A 16,764-nucleotide genomic window follows, 5' to 3' on the forward strand; every position below is an offset into this window, starting at 1 on the left:
TGAGAAGCCATCAATCCCGCGACTTCGGAACGACCCGGCGACCCGTCTCAGGATAGGCCGGCGCGCCTAAGCATCGGTAAACGTTACCAAATATCAGTCCGCGACATGGTGCCGCGGTCGCGTCAAACCGGCACCCTGCCCCTTTGACGACGATCAATGCCACGGTTCGCCATGACGGGCAGAGCGATGACCGGAGGAGCCGGCATGACGGACGGGCACGGCACAAAGCAGGACGGCGAGGCGCAGCGCGTCGATCGGGAATCGGGCGACGGCGAGTCGTCCCCGGTTCCAGCGTGTCGTCACTGGCATGTCATCCGCGACGACGATCTTGCGGACCTGTTGTCCGCGCATGCCGATCTGCGCAGCCTGTGCAGCATTCTCGAACATTGCGCAGACTGCTTGCCCGTCAGACCCTCGGCGCGTGATGCGGACTGGATCTGTGCGCGACTGGCCTTGGTGACCGAACAGCGCGACGATGGCCTCGAGCCGACGCTCGACACGCTGTTCCGACGAACCCCGTCACAGCCGCTGATCGGCGTGCTGCTCGATCATGTCGCCGCGCACCGCGTGACCGACGCCGTCTACGCGCAGGACCTCATCGTCGCGCTTGATCCGCGCTCGATCGAGGCCGATCGGTTCGCGCCCGACATGCTCGGCTATATGCTGCGATGCTTCTTCGACGGCTGCCGGCGTGCCACCGACTTCACCGAGCTGGCGATCCTGACCCTGGGGCATGCCCGCCTCACGCGCGCCGCCAGGATGCGGCTGACCGACAGTCTGGCGCGTAGCACTTCACCCTGAGCGCAGCCTGCTGTCGCTCCCGGCATCGCTATGCCGGATCGGCGCGCGCCGCGAGAGCGTCGCGGTCGACAATGGTGATGGCTCGTCCGCCGGGCAAGCCGATGACGCCGCGAGTCTTCAGCTGCGTCATCTGCCGGCTGACGGTTTCGATCGTCAAACCCAATATGTCGGCGATCTGACCCCGCGAAAGCGGGAGGTCGAACGTGACCGGCCCGCGGGGCGTTCCCCTGCAACCGGTCGCCGCGGCACGGGTCGCCATATCGACGAGAAACCCCGCGACCTTCTCGCTCGCCGACTTGCGCGCGAGCGTCAGCATGCGCGATCGTGCCTCGTCGAGCGCGGCAAGCGTGCGTTGTAGCAGCAACCGCTCCATTCGCGCATGATCGGTCAGGACGCGCTCGAACGACGCCCGCGGAAAGATGCACACTTCCGCGTCGGTCAGCGCCGACACGCTGAAATCCGCCTGCCCGGGATAGGGCTGCCCGACAAAATCGGCGGGGTATAGGAGCCCGACGATCTGCTCGCGGCCGTCACCGCTCGATGCAACGAGCTTGAGCACGCCCGACAGCAGATTGGCGCACAGGATATTGTCCTCGCCCGCCCAGATCAGCGTCTCGCCACGCCGCACGATCCGCCGCCGACCCAGGGTATTGAGCGCATGTAGTTCGCTATTGGTCAGGCTGCCGCACAGCGACTGATCGCGGACCGCACAGTCGACGCAGATGGTTGCAGCAAGCATGACGGGAGATATAGCGCCCGGTCGCCGAATTGACCGCATCAATTCGGCGCCGACTGGTCAATATCGCCGGACGGGCCGGTCAGGATATGTTGCGCGACACTGTATACGGCATGTCCGGTACGTCGATCTCGTCATCGGCCGGCAACGAGAATTCATGCCACATGCCGTTCAGCACTCCGAAGCCCAGCGCAAGGCCGAGGCCCAATACCCAACTGAAATACCACATTATCTATCGTCCTTGCCGCACGGAGTGATCAGTAGAAATCGGGATTGGTCGCGACCTCGTGCGCGGTGACGCGGCCCCACATCAGCTTGAAGGCCCATGCGGTGTAGGCGAGGACGATGGGCAGGAAGACGACGGTGACGAACAGCATGATCCCGAGTGTCTTTTCGGACGATGACGCATTCCAGACCGTCAGGCTCGAATGCGCATCGATGCTGGACGGCAGGATGTAGGGAAACATCGACAGCCCGACGGTCGCAATGATCCCCACCGCCGATGCCGAGGATCCCGCAAATGCCGCACTCTCGATCCGTCGGCGTATCCCGATCAGCGCGACCACCGCGCCGCCGAATCCCAGCAGCGGGGCAATCATCATCCAGGGATGGAGTGCATAGTTCGCCAGCCACGCGCCCGCAGCGATTTCGCTCGTCGTGCGCAGCGGATTGGACGGCCCCGCCGGATCGATGGTCCCGACGATGCGGAACCCGATATCGGTCCAGGCGACGAACGCCCAATCGGCCGCGAACAGGACCAGCGACAGGATCGCGGCCAATGTCCCGAACCGCGTCGCGCGGTCATGGACCGGGCCATGCTCGACCTTGATCGCCAGCCATGCGCTGCCGTGCAAAACCAGCATCGCGACCGACAACAGGCCGCAGATCAGCGTGAACGGCGTGAACAGCCCGAGGAAGCTGCCGTCGAAAAACGCCCGCAGATCGCTGTCCAGCCGGAACGGCACCCCCGACAGGACATTGCCGACCGCGACCCCGAAGACGAGCGCCGGCACGACACCGCCCACGAACAGCGCCCAGTCCCATCCGGACCGCCACCGCGGATCCGGCCGCTTCGACCGGTATTTGAACCCGACCGGTCGCAGGATCAGCGCCGCGAGCACGAGGAACATCGCGAGGTAAAAGCCCGAAAAGCTGACCGCATAGACGAACGGCCATGCGGCAAAGATCGCGCCGCCACCCAGGATGAACCAGACCTGGTTCCCCTCCCAGGTCGGACCGACCGAGTTGATCACCATCCGGCGCTCGGAATCGGTCCGTGCGACGAACGGCAGAAGCGTGGCGACCCCGAGGTCGAACCCGTCGGTTAGCGCAAAGGCGATGAGCAACACCCCCATCAGCCCCCACCACAATATGCGCAGCGTCTCATAGTCAAACATCGGATCGTGCCTTTCGGATCAGGCGAGAAGGGGTCAGGCGGGGATCGGATCAGCAGCAACGGGACGCGCGGCGCCGCGCCCTGCCGGTCCGGCATCGGGCACCGGATAGGCATCCTCGTCATGCTCGAACGGCCCCTTGCGGATCGTCGCGAGGATCAGGCGGACCTCGATGACCGCGAGCGTCCCGTAGATTGCGGTGAAACCGATGATCGTCGTCCACAGCACGCCGCGCGTCAGCGAGGATGCGGCGAGGAAGGTCGGCAGCACGCCCTCGATCGCCCAGGGCTGGCGGCCGATCTCGGCGAGCATCCAGCCCAGTTCGATCGCGATCCAAGGCAAGGGGATCGCGATCACCGCGAGTTTCAGGAACCACCGCGTCTGCGTGTGCAGGCGGAGCGACGTCAGGACGAACGCCGCACCGAACAGCGCGATCATCAGGACCCCGATCGCGGCCATGATCCGGAAGCTCCAGAACATCAGCGGCACGTTCGGCACCACGTCCCACGCCGTCGTGGCGATCAGCGCGGGGCTGGCAGTGCGCGGGTCCGCGACATGCCGCTTGAGCAACAGGGCGTAGCCGAGGTCACGCTTGTGCGCCTCGAACCGTGCACGTTGTACGACGTTGGCAGGGTCGGTCTTGAGCCGTTCGACCGCGTCATAGGCGACTACACCCGACGTGATCCGCTCCTGCGCCTTGAGCACCAGTTCGGACATGCCGGTGACGGTACCGTCGAGGCTGCGCGTCGCGATCAGCCCTAGGACCCAGGGGATCTGAACCTCGTACCGGGTTTCACGGGCGGCGACGTCGGGTACGCCGAACAGCGTCAGACCGGCCGGCGCTGGTGCCGTGTGCCAAGCCGCCTCGATCGCGGCGAGCTTCATCTTCTGGTTGTCGGTCAGGGCATAGCCGCTCTCGTCACCCAGCACGACGACCGACAGCGACGCGGCCAGGCCAAAGGCTGCCGCCACCGTCATCGATCGCCGTGCCACGCCCTTGTAGCGGTCGGTCAGCAACCAGAAGGCGCTGATCCCGAGCACGACCACCGCCGCGCAGACATAGCCCGCGCTGACCGTATGGACGAACTTGGCCTGCGCGATCGGGTTGAACAGGACGGCGCCAAAATCGGTCACCTCCATCCGCATCGTTTCCGGATTGAACTTTGCGCCAACCGGATTCTGCATCCAGCCGTTCGCGATCAGGATCCACAGCGCGGACAGGTTGGTGCCGAGCGCCACCATGGCCGTGACGAGCAGATGCCCGAGCTTCGACAGTCGCCCCCAGCCGAAGAACATGATGCCGACGAACGTCGCTTCGAGGAAGAACGCCATCAGCCCCTCGATCGCGAGCGGCGCGCCGAATATGTCCCCGACATAATGCGAGAAATACGACCAGTTCGTGCCGAACTGGAATTCCATCGTCAGCCCGGTGGCCACCCCCAGCACGAAGTTGATCGCAAAGATCCGCCCCCAGAAGCGTGTGATCACACGCCAGATCGGCCGGTTCGTCATGACATAGACCGATTCCATGATGACGAGCATCATCGACAGGCCCAGCGTCAGCGGCACGAAGAGAAAATGATAGAGCGCGGTGAGCGCAAACTGCAGCCGCGACAGGTCGATGACCCCGAGGTCCATGGAACGGTCTCCTCCCCGGCGAACATGCCGGTTTGGTCGGGGCGTAAGTGGCGCGGCCGACCAGAACATTGACCGCGGTCAAAGACCAGACGAACGGCAATACGCGACAAGCCTGTCCATGACGGCACTATCTTCGAGCGACCTCGCATCCTCCGACCGGACGCCCCGCGCGCGTCGCCAGTGGCTCAAGACCATCGCCCAGGGCGGTCGCCGCGGCGATGCGGCGGCGGCGTGGCTCATGCTCGACAGCGTTGCCGCAATCGGCTTTGCCGGCGGCCTGGCGGGGGCGATCGTCGCGGTTCCGGCCGGTGCCGCCGCGGTCCTGCCCTGGGCAATGCTCGTCGTCCTGTCCGGCGGCCTTCGCGGTCTTGTCGTCATGCTCGCGACGCGCACGGGCGCCCGCCAGGCCGAAGACGCCAAGGTGACGTTGCGTCGCCGGAGCGTCGCATCGGCGCTGCACCGCGACCCCGGTGCGCCGACGACCACGGGTGTCCTGATGGCCGCGGTGGTGGACGAGGTGGACGCGCTCGACGGTTATATCGCGCGCTTCCTGCCCGCGCGCAAAGCGGGCGCCATCGCACCCTTCCTGATCCTGCTCGCGACCGCGTTGGCCAGCCCCGTCGCCGCGGGCATCCTGGTCGTGACGCTCATACCATTCATCGTCGCGATGGCGCTTGCGGGGGGCGCGGCCGCGGACAAATCCCGGCGCCAGTTCACCGCGCTGGCTCGGCTGACCGGGCGGTTCGCGGATCGGGTGCGGGCGCTGCCGGTCGTCCTTGCGTTCGGCGCCGAGGACCGCGAGGCGCGCGCGCTCGGGGTCGCAGCGGACGAACTGGCGGCGCGGACGATGGGCGTGCTGCGCGTCGCCTTCCTGTCCTCGGGGGCGCTGGAGTTCTTCGCCGCGCTCTCGGTCGCGCTGGTCGCGGTCTATTGCGGGTTCAACCTGCTCCACCTCCTGCCCTTCCCGGTGCCCGAGCAGCTCGATCTCGGCCGCGCCTTCTTCGTCCTCGCGCTCGCGCCCGAATTCTACGCGCCGATGCGCCGTCTCGCCGCCGCCTATCACGACAAGCAGGCGGCCGAGACGGCGGCGGATCGCCTGATCGCCCTGCCCGCGCCCGCGTCTCCCATGCCGGCGTCGCTGCCATCGACGCCACACGCTCTGCGTCCCGATATACCCGCTCTTCCCGCACTGGCGTTCAGGTCGGTCGCGATCCGTTATCCCGACGCGGAACGGGACGCCGTATCCGACCTGTCGTTCGACGTTCCGTCCGGCCGCATCGTCGTGCTGACCGGACCATCGGGCAGCGGCAAGACCAGCGCGTTGCACCTGCTGCTCGGCCTCGCGCCGCTGGTCGCGGGCGATATCCTGATCGACGGCCAGCGACTCCCATCCGGCAGTTCGCTCGCACCGCGCGCATCCTGGGCCGGCCAGCATCCGTTGATCATCGCCGGAACGATCCGCGAAAACCTGCGGCTTGCCTGCCCCGACGCCTGCGACGATGCGATCGACCGCGCGGTGGTGCAGGCCGGTCTCCGGCCGATGCTGATGGCACGCGGCGGCGGTCGGATGGCGGCCGGTCTCGACACGCGGCTCGATGCGCGCGGCGGCGGGCTGTCCGGTGGCGAGCGGCGGCGGCTTGCCCTGGCGCGCGCCATGCTCAAGCCGGTACCGATCCTGCTGCTCGACGAGCCGACGGCGCATCTCGATTCACTGTCGGAGATCGCGCTGGTGACGACGATCGCGGCCGCCTGTCGCGGCCGGACGACGCTGATCGCGACTCATAGCGACCGCCTGGCCGGCATCGCCGATCATGTGGTTCGGCTTGGAGACCCCGCGTGACCGGTCCACTCGACAGGTTGCTCGCGCAGGAGCGACATGCGCAGCGCCCGCTTCTCGCACGCGCCGCGCTGCTCGCCGCAGTGGTCGCGGCAGCGTCGGTCCTGCTGCTCGGGCTGTCGGGCTGGTTCATCACCGCCGCCGCGATCGCCGGTCTGGCGGGCCCGGCCGCAGCGCTCGCGTTCAACTACATGCTGCCGAGCGCGGGGATCCGGCTTCTTGCCATCCTGCGGACCGGCGCACGTTACGGCGAGCGCCTCGCCAGCCATGAGGCGGCATTCGGCGCGCTCGCACGTATACGCCCGGCCATCTTCCGCGCGCTCGCAGCACAGCCCGCTGGTACCGCGCTCGCCTTCGGCACGGGCGAGGCGACCGCCCGGCTGATCGGCGACGTCGATGCGATGGAGATGCAGTACGTACGGCAGTCCGCGCCCTGGGGCGTCGCCGCGGCGCTGATCGCGGGGCTCGGGCTCGTATCGCTGGGCAGCGTCGCAGCGTCGATGGCCACCGCGTGCTGCATGGCGGTGCTCCTGATCATTGCCGACCGGCTTGCCCGTCGTAGCGCGCCGCTCGGCCAGGCGGTGCAATATGCTGCCGGGGCGCTTCGCGAGACGTTCGCAGGCCTTGCCGATGCCGCCCCGGAACTGCGATGCTTCGGACTCGAGCCCTGGGCCGCTGCGCAGGTCGACGATCGAAGTCGTGCGCTCGCCGCCGCGCAGCGTGCGCAGGCAGAAGCCGCCGGATGGCTGGACCTGCTGCATGCAACGGCCGTCGGTATCGCCGCCGCCATCGCCGCGATTCTGTCGGCAGGATCGGGGGCGCCACGGGCTGCACTGGCGGCGCTGGCAGCGGCGATGACGATCGATGCGGGCACGCCGGTGTTGCGCGCGATGATCGAGCGGGGCCGCATGCGCGCGGCACGCCACCGGCTCGACGATATCCTGGAAACGCACGAGAGCGCAGAGACTTACCCGGAGGATGCGTCTTCGCGCGCTTTGCCGAACACGACCGGTCCTAGCCGTAGCGCATTGCACTTCGTCCTGCCGGCGGGGACGTGTCACGTGCGGCGGGGCGATCGGGTCGCGCTGACCGGCCCCTCGGGGATCGGCAAGACGACGCTCGTCGAACGGCTGCTGTCGTTGCGACCGAGCACGCCTGGCGAGATCTGGCTGGACGGAGATGATATCGGCCTGATCCCGGCAGAGATATCGCGGCGCAGCTTCGCCTGGGCACCACAGGATGCCGCGCTGCTGTCGGGAACGGTGCGCGACAATCTGATGCTTGCCAACCCGGATGCCGACGATGCCACGCTGTGGCGGGCGCTGCACGACGCGGTGCTCGACGATCGGGTTCGCGCGCTCGATCACGGACTCGACGCGTGGGTCGGTGAAAACGGCGCACGCCTGTCGGGCGGAGAGCGACGCCGTCTCGCGGTCGCGCGCGCCTATTGCTCGCTCGCGCCGTGGCTCGTGCTCGACGAGCCGAGCGAGGGGCTGGACCGCACGACCGAAAAGCTGCTTGCGGTCCGACTGGCGCAGCGCCTCGACACGACCGGACAGGGGCTGATCCTTGTGAGCCACCGCCCGGCGCTCGTCGCCCTCTGTCCGCGGCGTTTCGACCTGACACAGGCGGGATCGGACCGGCGCAGCGCCGCCTAGCACCGGCTCCGGGCGCTGTCGCTCAGCCTGCCGCGGCCCGCGCGAGCTGTGCCCGATCGAGGATGATGACGCCGCGCCCGCCCGGCAGGGCGACGACCCCGCGGCGTTTCAGGGACGTCATCTGCCGGCTGACGGTCTCGATCGTCATCCCCAGCAGCGCACCGACCTCCGACCGGCTCATCGGCAGGTCGAAGCGGGCCGGGCCCGGCTGACCCATCCGCCGCGCCATTTCCAGCAGGAACGTGGCGATCCGCGCGCCTGCGGCCTTGCGTCCCAGCATCAGCATCCACATCCGCGCATCGTCGAGCGCACCGAGCGCGCGGTGCAGCAACAGGCGCTCCATCGCCGGATGCGCGTCAAGCATGCGTTGCAGCGCGGCGCGCGGGTACACGCACAGCTCCGCATCGGTGATCACCCGGATCGTCTCGTTCGCGGTGTCGGCAAACAGGTCGCCGACGAAATCTCCGGCAAAGGCGAGGCCGACAATGTGTTCGCGACCCTCCGGCCCCGCGCGCATCGCCTTGAGCACGCCCGACACGACGGTGGCGCAGATCGCGTTCGGATCCCCGCTCCAGACCAGCACCTGCCTTGCCGGCATCGTCCGCCGCCGGCCGATCCCGTGCAACGCGTTCAGGCCCGCGTCTTCGAGCGTCGCACACAGCGCATCGTCGCGTACGTTGCAGGCGGCACAGCGCGGCGGCAGCGTCACGACCGCCCCGCCCGCCGCGCTAGACCGCATGGCTGAACCGTGCCGACGCGGTGTGCCGGTAGGCGTCCAGGCTGCTCGCAATGACGCGCGCATAGGGAAGCGCGTCTTCGCTCAGGCGGAGCACGCTTCTCTCCCAGGCGATCAGCCCGTACCGTTCGAACGGCGTCAGCCGCCTGCGGATGTCCGCCCCGTCACTCAGTGCGGTCAGGTCGGCCGTGCCCCGGGTCAGGATCGTCTCGATCGCCCGGCCGCGCAGCCTGTCTTCGGGGCTGCGCCGCAGCCCGCGACCGGTTGCCAGGGCTCCGGCATCGATCCGCATGCCGTAGCGCCCCGTATTCTTCTCGGTCTGCAGGATGCGGTCGGGAAAGTCGCTGATCGCGCTGGCCCCCAGACCGATCAGGATCTCCGCCGGGTCTTCGGTGAATCCCTGGAAATTGCGGCGCAGGCCGCCGCTCGCCGCCGCCTGCGCGAGCGCATCGGCCGGTCGTGCAAAATGGTCGAACCCGACCGGGGCATAGCCGGCATCGACCAGCATGCGATGCGCCAGGGCAGCCTGCGCAAAGCGCTCCGCCGTCCCCGCCAGCCCGTCCGCGACGATGCGTCGCTGGCGCGGTACGAGGTGCGGAACGTGTGCATAGCCGAACACCGCGAGCCGGTCGGGGACCATCGCGATGCTCTCGGCGATACTGGCCCGCAGGCTCTGCTCGGACTGTTGCGGCAGGCCATACATGAGATCGAAATTGATCGACCCGACACCGGCATCGCGCAAGAGCGCGGTCGTGCGACGAATATCCTCCGACGGCTGCACACGCCCGATCGCCGCCTGGACCTGAGGATCGAGCGTCTGGACGCCGAGGCTGACCCGCGACACCCCTGCCCGCCCGATCGCCCCCGCCCAGTCGCGGTCGAAACCACGCGGATCGACCTCGACCGATAGAATGGCATCGGTGCAGTCGAATGCCGTCCTGACGCTTTCGACCAGCCGGAGAAACGCCGCCGGCGGAATCGCGTTCGGACTGCCGCCGCCGAATGCGATCCGTCCCACGCGGACGCCAGTCACCCGCTGCGCAACGAGTGCGATCTCGCGTTCGAGCCGTTCGACATAGGTGGCGAGCCGCGCGGCGCGGTTCGCCGCCCCCGTGTTGCATCCGCAATACCAGCATATGTCCCGGCAATAGGGGATGTGCAGATATAGCGAGACGACCGTCCCCGGCACCATGCCCCCCAGCGCCTCCTCCATGTCGGCCGGGCCGACATCGTCGCCGAATTCGGCAGCGGTCGGATAGCTGGTGTAGCGCGGCACGGGTGTCGCGAGCAGGTCGGGGTGATAGGTCCACATGCGATGATGGGTGCGATGTCCCCCTCGACTGGTCTTTGATCGGCATCAAATCCGCGTTTGGCCGTGATCAACGCCCCCGCCTCGCCGCACGCCTAGCCCGAACGCATCCCAATCAGGAGTCGGGCAATGAAGCATCTTTCCATCGGCGTAGTTCTAGCCGCCGCCGGCCTCGGCATCGCCACGCCGGCCATGGCGCAGGACCCGGCACCGCGCACCGGTATCAAGGCCGGCGACGTGCTCGTCCGCCTGCGCGCGATCCTCGTCGCCCCGAACGAACGCTCGGGCGGAATCCTCTCGACTTTCTCCGGCGAACGCGTCAGCGTCGACAACAGCGCGATGCCCGAGGTCGACGTCACCTATATGGCCACCGACCAGATCGGCTTCGAACTGATCGCCGCGACGACCAAGCACAGCGCCAGCGGGCGTAGCGGGACGACCGGATCGATCGGCAAGCTGGCCTCGACCTGGGTGCTGCCCCCGACGCTGATCGCGCAATATCACCTCAACCCGCGCGGCTCGATCCGTCCCTATGTCGGGGCCGGGCTGAACTACACGATGTTCTGGAACGAGGATGCCTCGGCGGGTCTCGAAAAGGCGGTCGGACGGACGCGGGTACGTATGAAGGACAGCTTCGGCTGGGCGGCACAGGCCGGGGTCGACGTCGACATCACGCCGAAGGTCTTTCTCAACCTCGACGTCAAATATATCGACATCGACACGAGCGCCCGACTGCGCACGACGGCAATCGGTACGCAGACCGTGAAGATCAATCTCGATCCGCTCGTTTTCGGCGTCGGTCTCGGCCTGAGGCTTTAACCCCACGGCCGAGCAGGACCGCGGGCCATCGCGCCTGCGGTCCTAGTCGTCGAACGCCGCGACCGAGACGCGGGTGCCGCGCAGGAATGCGTCGGCGACGAGCGTGAAGGGGGTCGTGTCGACCTCGCTGCGCCCGTTGCGGACCAGGGCGGCGAAACGCGCGTAGAGCCCGGCATATTCGGCATCGTCATGCTCGCTGCTGCCCTCGGGCAGGGTCAGCACCGCGCCGCCTTTGGCAAGACGGAGCGTGCCGGCGTCGGTGTCGACGACGATGTCCCAGCTTTGCGGGCCGGTCTGACGCCAGTCGAGATCCATCGTTATCGGCGTGCCCGACGCACTGCGGAAGGCGAGATCGGCGGCGATCGGCGCGGCACGATTGGCCGGTGTCGACAGCGTCGCGGACGCGAGGAAGAACGGTTCGGGCAGGATCTCAGTCGCTATCGACAGGGCATTGATGCCAGGATCGAACACGCCAAGCCCGCCCGGCTCCCAGATCCACGCCTGGCCGGGATGCCAGACGCGGACGTCCTCGCGCCAGACGATCGACACGCGGTCGATGCGACGGTCAGCAAGCCAGGCCTTGGCGGGCGCGACACCCGCCGCGAACCGCGAATGCCAGCCGGCAAAGAGCGTCGCGCCAGTCCGTGCGGCCTGAGCCTCGAGCGCATCGACCTCGGCGAGTGTCGCGCCCGGCGGCTTTTCGAGGAACACGTGCAGGCGCTTTTCGAGCGCCATCGTGGCGAGCGAATAGCGCACCTGCGGCGGCGTGCAGAGCGCGATCGCGTCGATCGCCGGGCCGTCGGCGAGCAACGCCTCCAGTGACCTGAAGTTGGCGACGCCCTCTACGCCCGGATCCCGCGGGCTGACGCTGGCGACGAGCTCGAATTCGGCGTTGCCCGCGATCGACGGGAGATGCTGGTCGCGCGCGATCTTGCCCATGCCGACGACGGCGATGCGAATGGCTGCCACGCTCAGAGCGCCTTTACCGAGACCGACCGCGGCGCGGCCCTGGTCAGCGTGTTGCGCAGCGGCAGCGTGAAGGGCGCAGCCTCGATCTCGAACACGTCGCCTTCACGCGTCGTCACGCCCTCGGCGAACGACAGCGTCGCGGTCCCGAAGAAATGGACATGGATGTCGCCCGGGCGGCGGAACAGGTCATATTTGAAATGATGCGCCTCGAGATTGGCGATGCTGTGCGACATGTTCGCCTCGCCCGACAGGAACGGCTTCTCCCACAGGACAGCGCCGTCGCGGTGGATCCGGCTCATCCCCTCGACATGCTCGGGCGGTGGGCCGACGAGCAGCTCCGGGCCGAGCGACGCCTGGCGCAGCTTGGAATGCGCGAGCCAGAGGTAATTATGCCGCTCGGTCACGTGATCGCTGAACTCGTTGGCCAGACACAGGCCGAGCCGGAACGGCGTGCCGTCAGCCCCGATCAGGTAGATCCCGGCAAGCTCGGGCTCCTCGCCGCCATCCTCTGCAAAGTCGGGCATCTCGAGCGCCGCACCCGGCGCGACGAGCCCCGAACCGTCACCCTTGTAGAACCATTCGGGCTGCTGGCCGCGCTCGCCCGGCCCGGGCTTGCCGCGCTCGACGCCCTCCAGGAACATCCGCATCGAATCGGTCTGCTTTTCCGCATCCGCCGCGGCACGGTGCATCTTGTCGCGTCCCTCGGCCGAGCCGAGATGCGTCAGCCCGGTACCCGTCATGACGACGTGCGCCGGGTCGACATGATCGATCGGCGACATCAAACGACCGGCCGCCAGTTCGGCCGCGATGTCGACGCTGGCGCCCGTCCCATACGCCGCAACCGCGCCGGCGAGATCGGTGCCATCGGCAATCGCGCGCTCGGCAAGCGCACGGACGCTATCTACTCCGGGAACGAAAGCCGCCCCAGCGCTGGTGGCCGCGATCACCGATCGCGTGCCGTCGACGCCAACATGCTGCAACAGGCGCAAGCTCATCATCCTCTCCTTTCCGGGTGCCGCTGTTACGGTTCGCCCGGACGTCATCATGCAGGGAATTGGCGGGTCAGCCGGCGACGACGCCGTCGATCAGCCGCGGCGCGTCCGTGTCGTCACGCACGCAGGCGGGGAGCAATTCCGGCAGCAGGTTCTGATAAGATACCGGCCGCAGGAAGCGGTCGATCGCCAGGCTGCCGACCGAGGTGGTGCGACCGTCCGACGTCGCCGGGAACGGTCCGCCATGGACCATCGCATGCGCGACTTCGACGCCCGTCGGCCAACCATTGGCCAGGATCCGCCCGGCCTTGCGCTCGAGCAGCGGGATCAGGCGCGACGCCATCCCGGCATCGCCCGCGTCCATCTGGATCGTCGCGGTCAGCTGACCTTCCGCGGCGCGCAGCACGGCGTGGAGCTCGTTCTCGTCGGCGCAGCGCACCAGCAGCGACGACGCCCCGAACACCTCATGCCCCAGCGCCGCATCGCTCAGGAACTGTGCAGCGGTGGTTTCGAAGAACGCCGCCTGCCCCTGTGCGACACCTTCGCCGACCTTGCCCTGTGCGATCGTCTTGACCGCGTCATGGCCCGCGAGCGCCTCAACGCCCTTCTGGTACGCGGCATGGATGCCGCCGGTGAGCATGGTCGCAGCCGGTGCGTCGGGAAGCGCGGTCGCCGCTGCGGCGACAAACGCATCAAGCCCGTCGCCTTCGATCGCGAGGACCAGACCGGGATTGGTGCAGAACTGCCCCGCGCCCATCGTCAGCGACCCGACGAACGCCGTACCCAGCGCCGCGCCGCGCGCTTTCAGCGCCTCGGGCAGCAGCACGACGGGATTGATGCTCGACATCTCGGCATAGACGGGGATCGGCACGTCGCGCGCCTGCGCCAGCTTGACGAGTGCCAGGCCGCCAGCGCGCGACCCGGTGAAGCCGACCGCAGCGATCCGCGGATCCTGGACCAGCGTGCTGCCCAGATCATTGCCGGGGCCGACCAGATGCGAGAACACACCCTTTGGCAGGCCGCAGGCAGCAACCGCCGCCTCGATCGCGCCAGCGACCATCGCGCCGGTTGCGGGGTGCGCCGGATGACCCTTGACGACGACGGGGCAGCCCGCAGCGAGCGCGGAGGCGGTATCACCACCCGCGGTCGAGAAGGCGAGCGGGAAATTGCTGGCGCCGAACACCGCGACCGGGCCGAGCGGGATCATCCGCAGCCGCAGGTCGGGACGCGGCAAGGGCGCGCGGTCGGGCAGCGCCGGGTCGATCCGGACACCCATCCAGCCGCCGCGGCGCACGACGCCTGCGAACAGCTTCAGCTGCCCGACGGTACGACCCCGCTCGCCCTCAAGCCGCGCGCGCGGCAAGCCGCTCTCGCGCATCGCGGTGACGATCAGCGTGTCGCCGAGCGCGACGATCTCTTCGCCGATCCGTTCGAGAAAGTCCGCGCGGGCTGCATTGTCGGTCGCGCGATACGCATCGAATGCCGCGTCGGCGGCAGCACAGGCCGTCGCAACGTCATCAGCGCCGTGGACCGCAAAGGCCTCGCCGGTCGCGAGCCCCGTCGCCGCGTCGATCGAACGGAACGCGTCGTTGCCGGCCGTCTCGGCCGTCTGGATATCAGTCATGGATAGTAGCTCCCTTATACTCAGACTTATGCGCAATGGCCCGATTTAGCAATCTTTTGGCGTTCCTTGATGGCACGCGGACTGTTACGCCGTGATGATGGAGCAGGCGCTATGACGATCAACGACGACGATCCACAGGAGATTGTGACCGACGCCGGAACAGCACGCAGCCCCCGGGGGACCGGCCGCCGCCTTCACGGCGCGGTGGCGCACAAGCTGGGCACCGCAATCCTGTCCGGCGAATATGCGCCCGGCGACACGCTGGCCGGGGAAGTCGATTTTTCGAAGACGCTCGACGTGTCGCGAAGCGCGTACCGCGAGGCCGTGCAGGTGCTGACCGCCAAGGGGCTGGTCGAAAGCCGGCCCAAGATCGGCACACGCGTCCTGCCCCGCAGCCGGTGGAACCTGCTCGATCCCGACGTGCTCGCATGGGCATTCGCGGCCGAGCCCGACATCATGTTCGTGCGCGACCTGTTCGAACTGCGCGCGATCGTCGAACCGGCCGCCGCCGCGCTCGCGGCCGAGCGTCGCGACCGCGCCGATCTGAAGATCATGAAGGACGCGCTCACCGCGATGCGTCGCCACACGCTTGCGACCGAAGCGGGCCGCGCGGCGGATCGCGAATTCCACGACGCCGTGCTGACCGCGACCCGGAACGATGCGCTGATCGTGCTGAGCGCCAGCATCGGCGCGGCGGTCAACTGGACCACGCAGTACAAGCAACGCGCCCGCGCGCTGCCCCGCAACCCGATCCCCGATCATGTGCTCGTCTATGACGCGATCGCGGCTGGCGATGCCGCGGCGGCAAGTGCCGCGATGCGCACGCTGGTCGACCTGGCACTGGAAGATACGAAGGCGGCGATGCAGCGCTGAACGCGCCGCACCGCCGATATCCGGATCATCCCACCGCGACCGGCTCGGGCAGCGCATGCGTCACGCGCGATCCCCAGACCGCGTAGAACAGGATGTAGAGTTCGCACGCCGCGGTCAGCAGGAACGAGATCTGCAGGCCATAACGGTCCGCGAGCCAGCCCTGCACGATCACCAGCGCACCACCCGCGATCGCCATGATCAGCAGCCCCGACCCCTCTTCCGTCAGCGGTCCGAGCCCGCGGATGCCGAGCGTGAAGATCGTCGGGAACATGATCGAATGAAACAGCCCGACCGAGATCAGCGCCCACATCGCGACATGCCCGGTGGTGAAGGTGGCGACCAGCATCACGACGAACGCGCCGATGCTGGCCAGCGCCAGGACGTGCTCCGCCGGAACGCTGCGCATGATGACGCTGCCGACCAGCCGCCCGACCATCATGCCGCCCCACAGGATGAACAGATAGTGCGAGGCCTGCTCATGCGTCAGATTGCCGATCTGCGGCTGGCTGACGAAGTTGATGAACAGGTTGGCGACGCCGATCTCGGCGATCAGATAGATGAAGATTGCCGGGATGCCGAGGACGAGGTTGCGATGCGACCAGAGCGACAGGCCCTTGCGATCGGCCTTCGCCGAACGCTGCGTCGCTGCCCCCATCGCCGGCAGCGGGAAGCGCGCGATGACGACCGCGAGCACGACCAGCACGCCCGCGACGATGAGATAGGGCAGCACGACCGACTGCGCGTCGGCAAGCCGCTCGGCGGGGGTCAATACCGCGGTGGATCCGGCGACCGCCGTACCCGAGGTCGAGCGGCCGAGGATCAGATAGCCGCCGAACAAGGGCGCGAGCGTCGCACCCGCCGAATTGAATGCCTGGACCAGGTTGAGCCGTGACGAGGCGGTCTCGGGCGGGCCAACGACCGCGACATAGGGGTTCGCCGCGACCTGAAGCAGCGTGATGCCGCTGGCGATCACGAACAGTGCGAACAGCGTCACGCCATAAGACGGCAGCCGCGCGGCGGGCACCATCATCAATGCGCCCGCGGCCATCAAGCCGAGCCCGAACACCATCGCGCGCTGATAGCCGACGCGCTCGATCAGCTTGGCGGACGGGATCGACGCGAAGAAATAGGCGATGAACCAGACGCTCTCGATCAGCGTGGTCTGTGTGTAGCTGAGGTCGAACACACTGCGCAGATGCGGCAGCAGCGTGTTGTTGATGACCGTGATGAAGCCCCACATGAAGAACAGGCTGGCCAGCAAGGTCAGCGCGGATCGGTAACTCGGCCCCTCCGCGCTGCCCCCTGCCCCCGGTGCAGCGCCTGCGATCGTCCCGTGCGTCTGTATCGGCATCGCCATAGTCATCATCCTCCGTGCCAT

General features: G+C 67.9%; 15 protein-coding genes. 5 read left to right on the forward strand and 10 right to left on the reverse strand.

Annotated features, from left to right (window positions below; all coding sequences use genetic code 11):
* Positions 1-204: 204 nt before the first annotated feature.
* Positions 205-801: a hypothetical protein gene (locus J3A66_RS04050; protein WP_209567320.1), complete on the forward strand. Its 597-nt coding sequence runs from the start codon at positions 205-207 to the stop codon at positions 799-801.
* 28 nt (positions 802-829) lie between these two features.
* On the opposite strand, the gene J3A66_RS04055 is transcribed toward J3A66_RS04050, so the two are convergent.
* From J3A66_RS04055 to J3A66_RS04070, 4 genes are all read right to left on the reverse strand, one after another.
* A complete protein-coding gene (locus tag J3A66_RS04055; protein ID WP_056407603.1) occupies positions 830-1,540 on the reverse strand; it encodes a Crp/Fnr family transcriptional regulator in 711 nt (236 codons plus the stop codon).
* A 79-nt stretch (positions 1,541-1,619) separates the two neighbouring features.
* A complete protein-coding gene (gene cydX / locus J3A66_RS04060) occupies positions 1,620-1,766 on the reverse strand; it encodes a cytochrome bd-I oxidase subunit CydX (RefSeq protein ID WP_209567322.1) in 147 nt (48 codons plus the stop codon).
* Positions 1,767-1,794: 28 nt separating this feature from the next.
* On the reverse strand, positions 1,795-2,934 hold the full coding sequence (gene cydB / locus J3A66_RS04065; protein WP_209567324.1) for a cytochrome d ubiquinol oxidase subunit II: 1,140 nt from the start codon (positions 2,932-2,934) through the stop codon (positions 1,795-1,797).
* Between the two features lie 33 nt (positions 2,935-2,967).
* Positions 2,968-4,569, reverse strand: a complete 1,602-nt coding sequence (locus J3A66_RS04070) for a cytochrome ubiquinol oxidase subunit I (RefSeq protein ID WP_209567326.1) — start codon at positions 4,567-4,569, stop codon at positions 2,968-2,970.
* A gap of 118 nt (positions 4,570-4,687) precedes the next feature.
* Between J3A66_RS04070 and cydD the strand changes: the two genes are divergently transcribed.
* Together cydD and J3A66_RS04080 are read left to right on the forward strand one after the other, a co-directional pair.
* Entirely contained in the window at positions 4,688-6,409 is a 1,722-nt protein-coding gene (cydD, locus tag J3A66_RS04075; protein WP_209567328.1) for a thiol reductant ABC exporter subunit CydD, read from the forward strand.
* A complete protein-coding gene (locus J3A66_RS04080; protein WP_348633985.1) occupies positions 6,406-8,064 on the forward strand; it encodes an ATP-binding cassette domain-containing protein in 1,659 nt (552 codons plus the stop codon). Before cydD ends, J3A66_RS04080 begins: the two co-directional genes overlap by 4 nt.
* A 22-nt stretch (positions 8,065-8,086) precedes the next feature.
* Here the strand turns inward: J3A66_RS04080 and J3A66_RS04085 are convergent, their stop codons facing one another.
* Both J3A66_RS04085 and J3A66_RS04090 read right to left on the reverse strand, forming a co-directional pair.
* Complete coding sequence (locus J3A66_RS04085) at positions 8,087-8,803, reverse strand: Crp/Fnr family transcriptional regulator (protein WP_209567330.1); 717 nt, start codon at positions 8,801-8,803, stop codon at positions 8,087-8,089.
* Entirely contained in the window at positions 8,793-10,112 is a 1,320-nt protein-coding gene (locus tag J3A66_RS04090) for a radical SAM protein (RefSeq protein ID WP_209567332.1), read from the reverse strand. The genes J3A66_RS04085 and J3A66_RS04090 overlap by 11 nt, the downstream gene beginning before the upstream one ends.
* Before the next feature lie 189 nt (positions 10,113-10,301).
* Here J3A66_RS04090 and J3A66_RS04095 point away from each other — a divergent pair, with 189 nt between their 5' ends.
* Positions 10,302-10,928 carry an OmpW family outer membrane protein gene (locus J3A66_RS04095; RefSeq protein WP_245336946.1) on the forward strand — a complete coding sequence of 209 codons (627 nt, stop codon included), beginning with the start codon at positions 10,302-10,304 and terminating at the stop codon, positions 10,926-10,928.
* Between the two features lie 42 nt (positions 10,929-10,970).
* Here J3A66_RS04095 and J3A66_RS04100 read toward each other — a convergent pair whose 3' ends face one another.
* The 3 genes from J3A66_RS04100 to J3A66_RS04110 form a co-directional block, all read right to left on the reverse strand.
* Positions 10,971-11,897 carry a Gfo/Idh/MocA family oxidoreductase gene (locus J3A66_RS04100; protein WP_209567336.1) on the reverse strand — a complete coding sequence of 309 codons (927 nt, stop codon included), beginning with the start codon at positions 11,895-11,897 and terminating at the stop codon, positions 10,971-10,973.
* A 2-nt stretch (positions 11,898-11,899) separates the two neighbouring features.
* On the reverse strand, positions 11,900-12,892 hold the full coding sequence (gene araD1 / locus J3A66_RS04105; protein WP_209567338.1) for an AraD1 family protein: 993 nt from the start codon (positions 12,890-12,892) through the stop codon (positions 11,900-11,902).
* A gap of 67 nt (positions 12,893-12,959) precedes the next feature.
* Positions 12,960-14,513: an aldehyde dehydrogenase (NADP(+)) gene (locus tag J3A66_RS04110; protein WP_209567340.1), complete on the reverse strand. Its 1,554-nt coding sequence runs from the start codon at positions 14,511-14,513 to the stop codon at positions 12,960-12,962.
* Between the two features lie 111 nt (positions 14,514-14,624).
* On the opposite strand from J3A66_RS04110, the gene J3A66_RS04115 reads away from it, so the two are divergent.
* On the forward strand, positions 14,625-15,386 hold the full coding sequence (locus J3A66_RS04115) for an FCD domain-containing protein (RefSeq protein ID WP_056407587.1): 762 nt from the start codon (positions 14,625-14,627) through the stop codon (positions 15,384-15,386).
* Between the two features lie 25 nt (positions 15,387-15,411).
* Here J3A66_RS04115 and J3A66_RS04120 read toward each other — a convergent pair whose 3' ends face one another.
* On the reverse strand, positions 15,412-16,743 hold the full coding sequence (locus tag J3A66_RS04120; RefSeq protein ID WP_209567343.1) for a sugar MFS transporter: 1,332 nt from the start codon (positions 16,741-16,743) through the stop codon (positions 15,412-15,414).
* Between the last annotated feature and the right edge of the window lie 21 nt (positions 16,744-16,764).

It is taken from the genome of Sphingomonas sp. PvP018 (assembly GCF_017876865.1).
Classification (GTDB): Bacteria; Pseudomonadota; Alphaproteobacteria; order Sphingomonadales; family Sphingomonadaceae; genus Sphingomonas; species Sphingomonas aerolata.

Coding starts and splice junctions, on each gene's coding strand:
- J3A66_RS04050 (WP_209567320.1), top strand. CDS start 205: ATGACGGACGGGCACGGCACAAAGCAGGACGGCGAGGCGCAGCGCGTC.
- J3A66_RS04055 (WP_056407603.1), bottom strand. CDS start 1,540: ATGCTTGCTGCAACCATCTGCGTCGACTGTGCGGTCCGCGATCAGTCG.
- cydX (WP_209567322.1), bottom strand. CDS start 1,766: ATGTGGTATTTCAGTTGGGTATTGGGCCTCGGCCTTGCGCTGGGCTTC.
- cydB (WP_209567324.1), bottom strand. CDS start 2,934: ATGTTTGACTATGAGACGCTGCGCATATTGTGGTGGGGGCTGATGGGG.
- J3A66_RS04070 (WP_209567326.1), bottom strand. CDS start 4,569: ATGGACCTCGGGGTCATCGACCTGTCGCGGCTGCAGTTTGCGCTCACC.
- cydD (WP_209567328.1), top strand. CDS start 4,688: ATGACGGCACTATCTTCGAGCGACCTCGCATCCTCCGACCGGACGCCC.
- J3A66_RS04085 (WP_209567330.1), bottom strand. CDS start 8,803: ATGCGGTCTAGCGCGGCGGGCGGGGCGGTCGTGACGCTGCCGCCGCGC.
- J3A66_RS04090 (WP_209567332.1), bottom strand. CDS start 10,112: ATGTGGACCTATCACCCCGACCTGCTCGCGACACCCGTGCCGCGCTAC.
- J3A66_RS04095 (WP_245336946.1), top strand. CDS start 10,302: ATGGCGCAGGACCCGGCACCGCGCACCGGTATCAAGGCCGGCGACGTG.
- araD1 (WP_209567338.1), bottom strand. CDS start 12,892: ATGAGCTTGCGCCTGTTGCAGCATGTTGGCGTCGACGGCACGCGATCG.
- J3A66_RS04110 (WP_209567340.1), bottom strand. CDS start 14,513: ATGACTGATATCCAGACGGCCGAGACGGCCGGCAACGACGCGTTCCGT.
- J3A66_RS04115 (WP_056407587.1), top strand. CDS start 14,625: ATGACGATCAACGACGACGATCCACAGGAGATTGTGACCGACGCCGGA.
- J3A66_RS04120 (WP_209567343.1), bottom strand. CDS start 16,743: ATGGCGATGCCGATACAGACGCACGGGACGATCGCAGGCGCTGCACCG.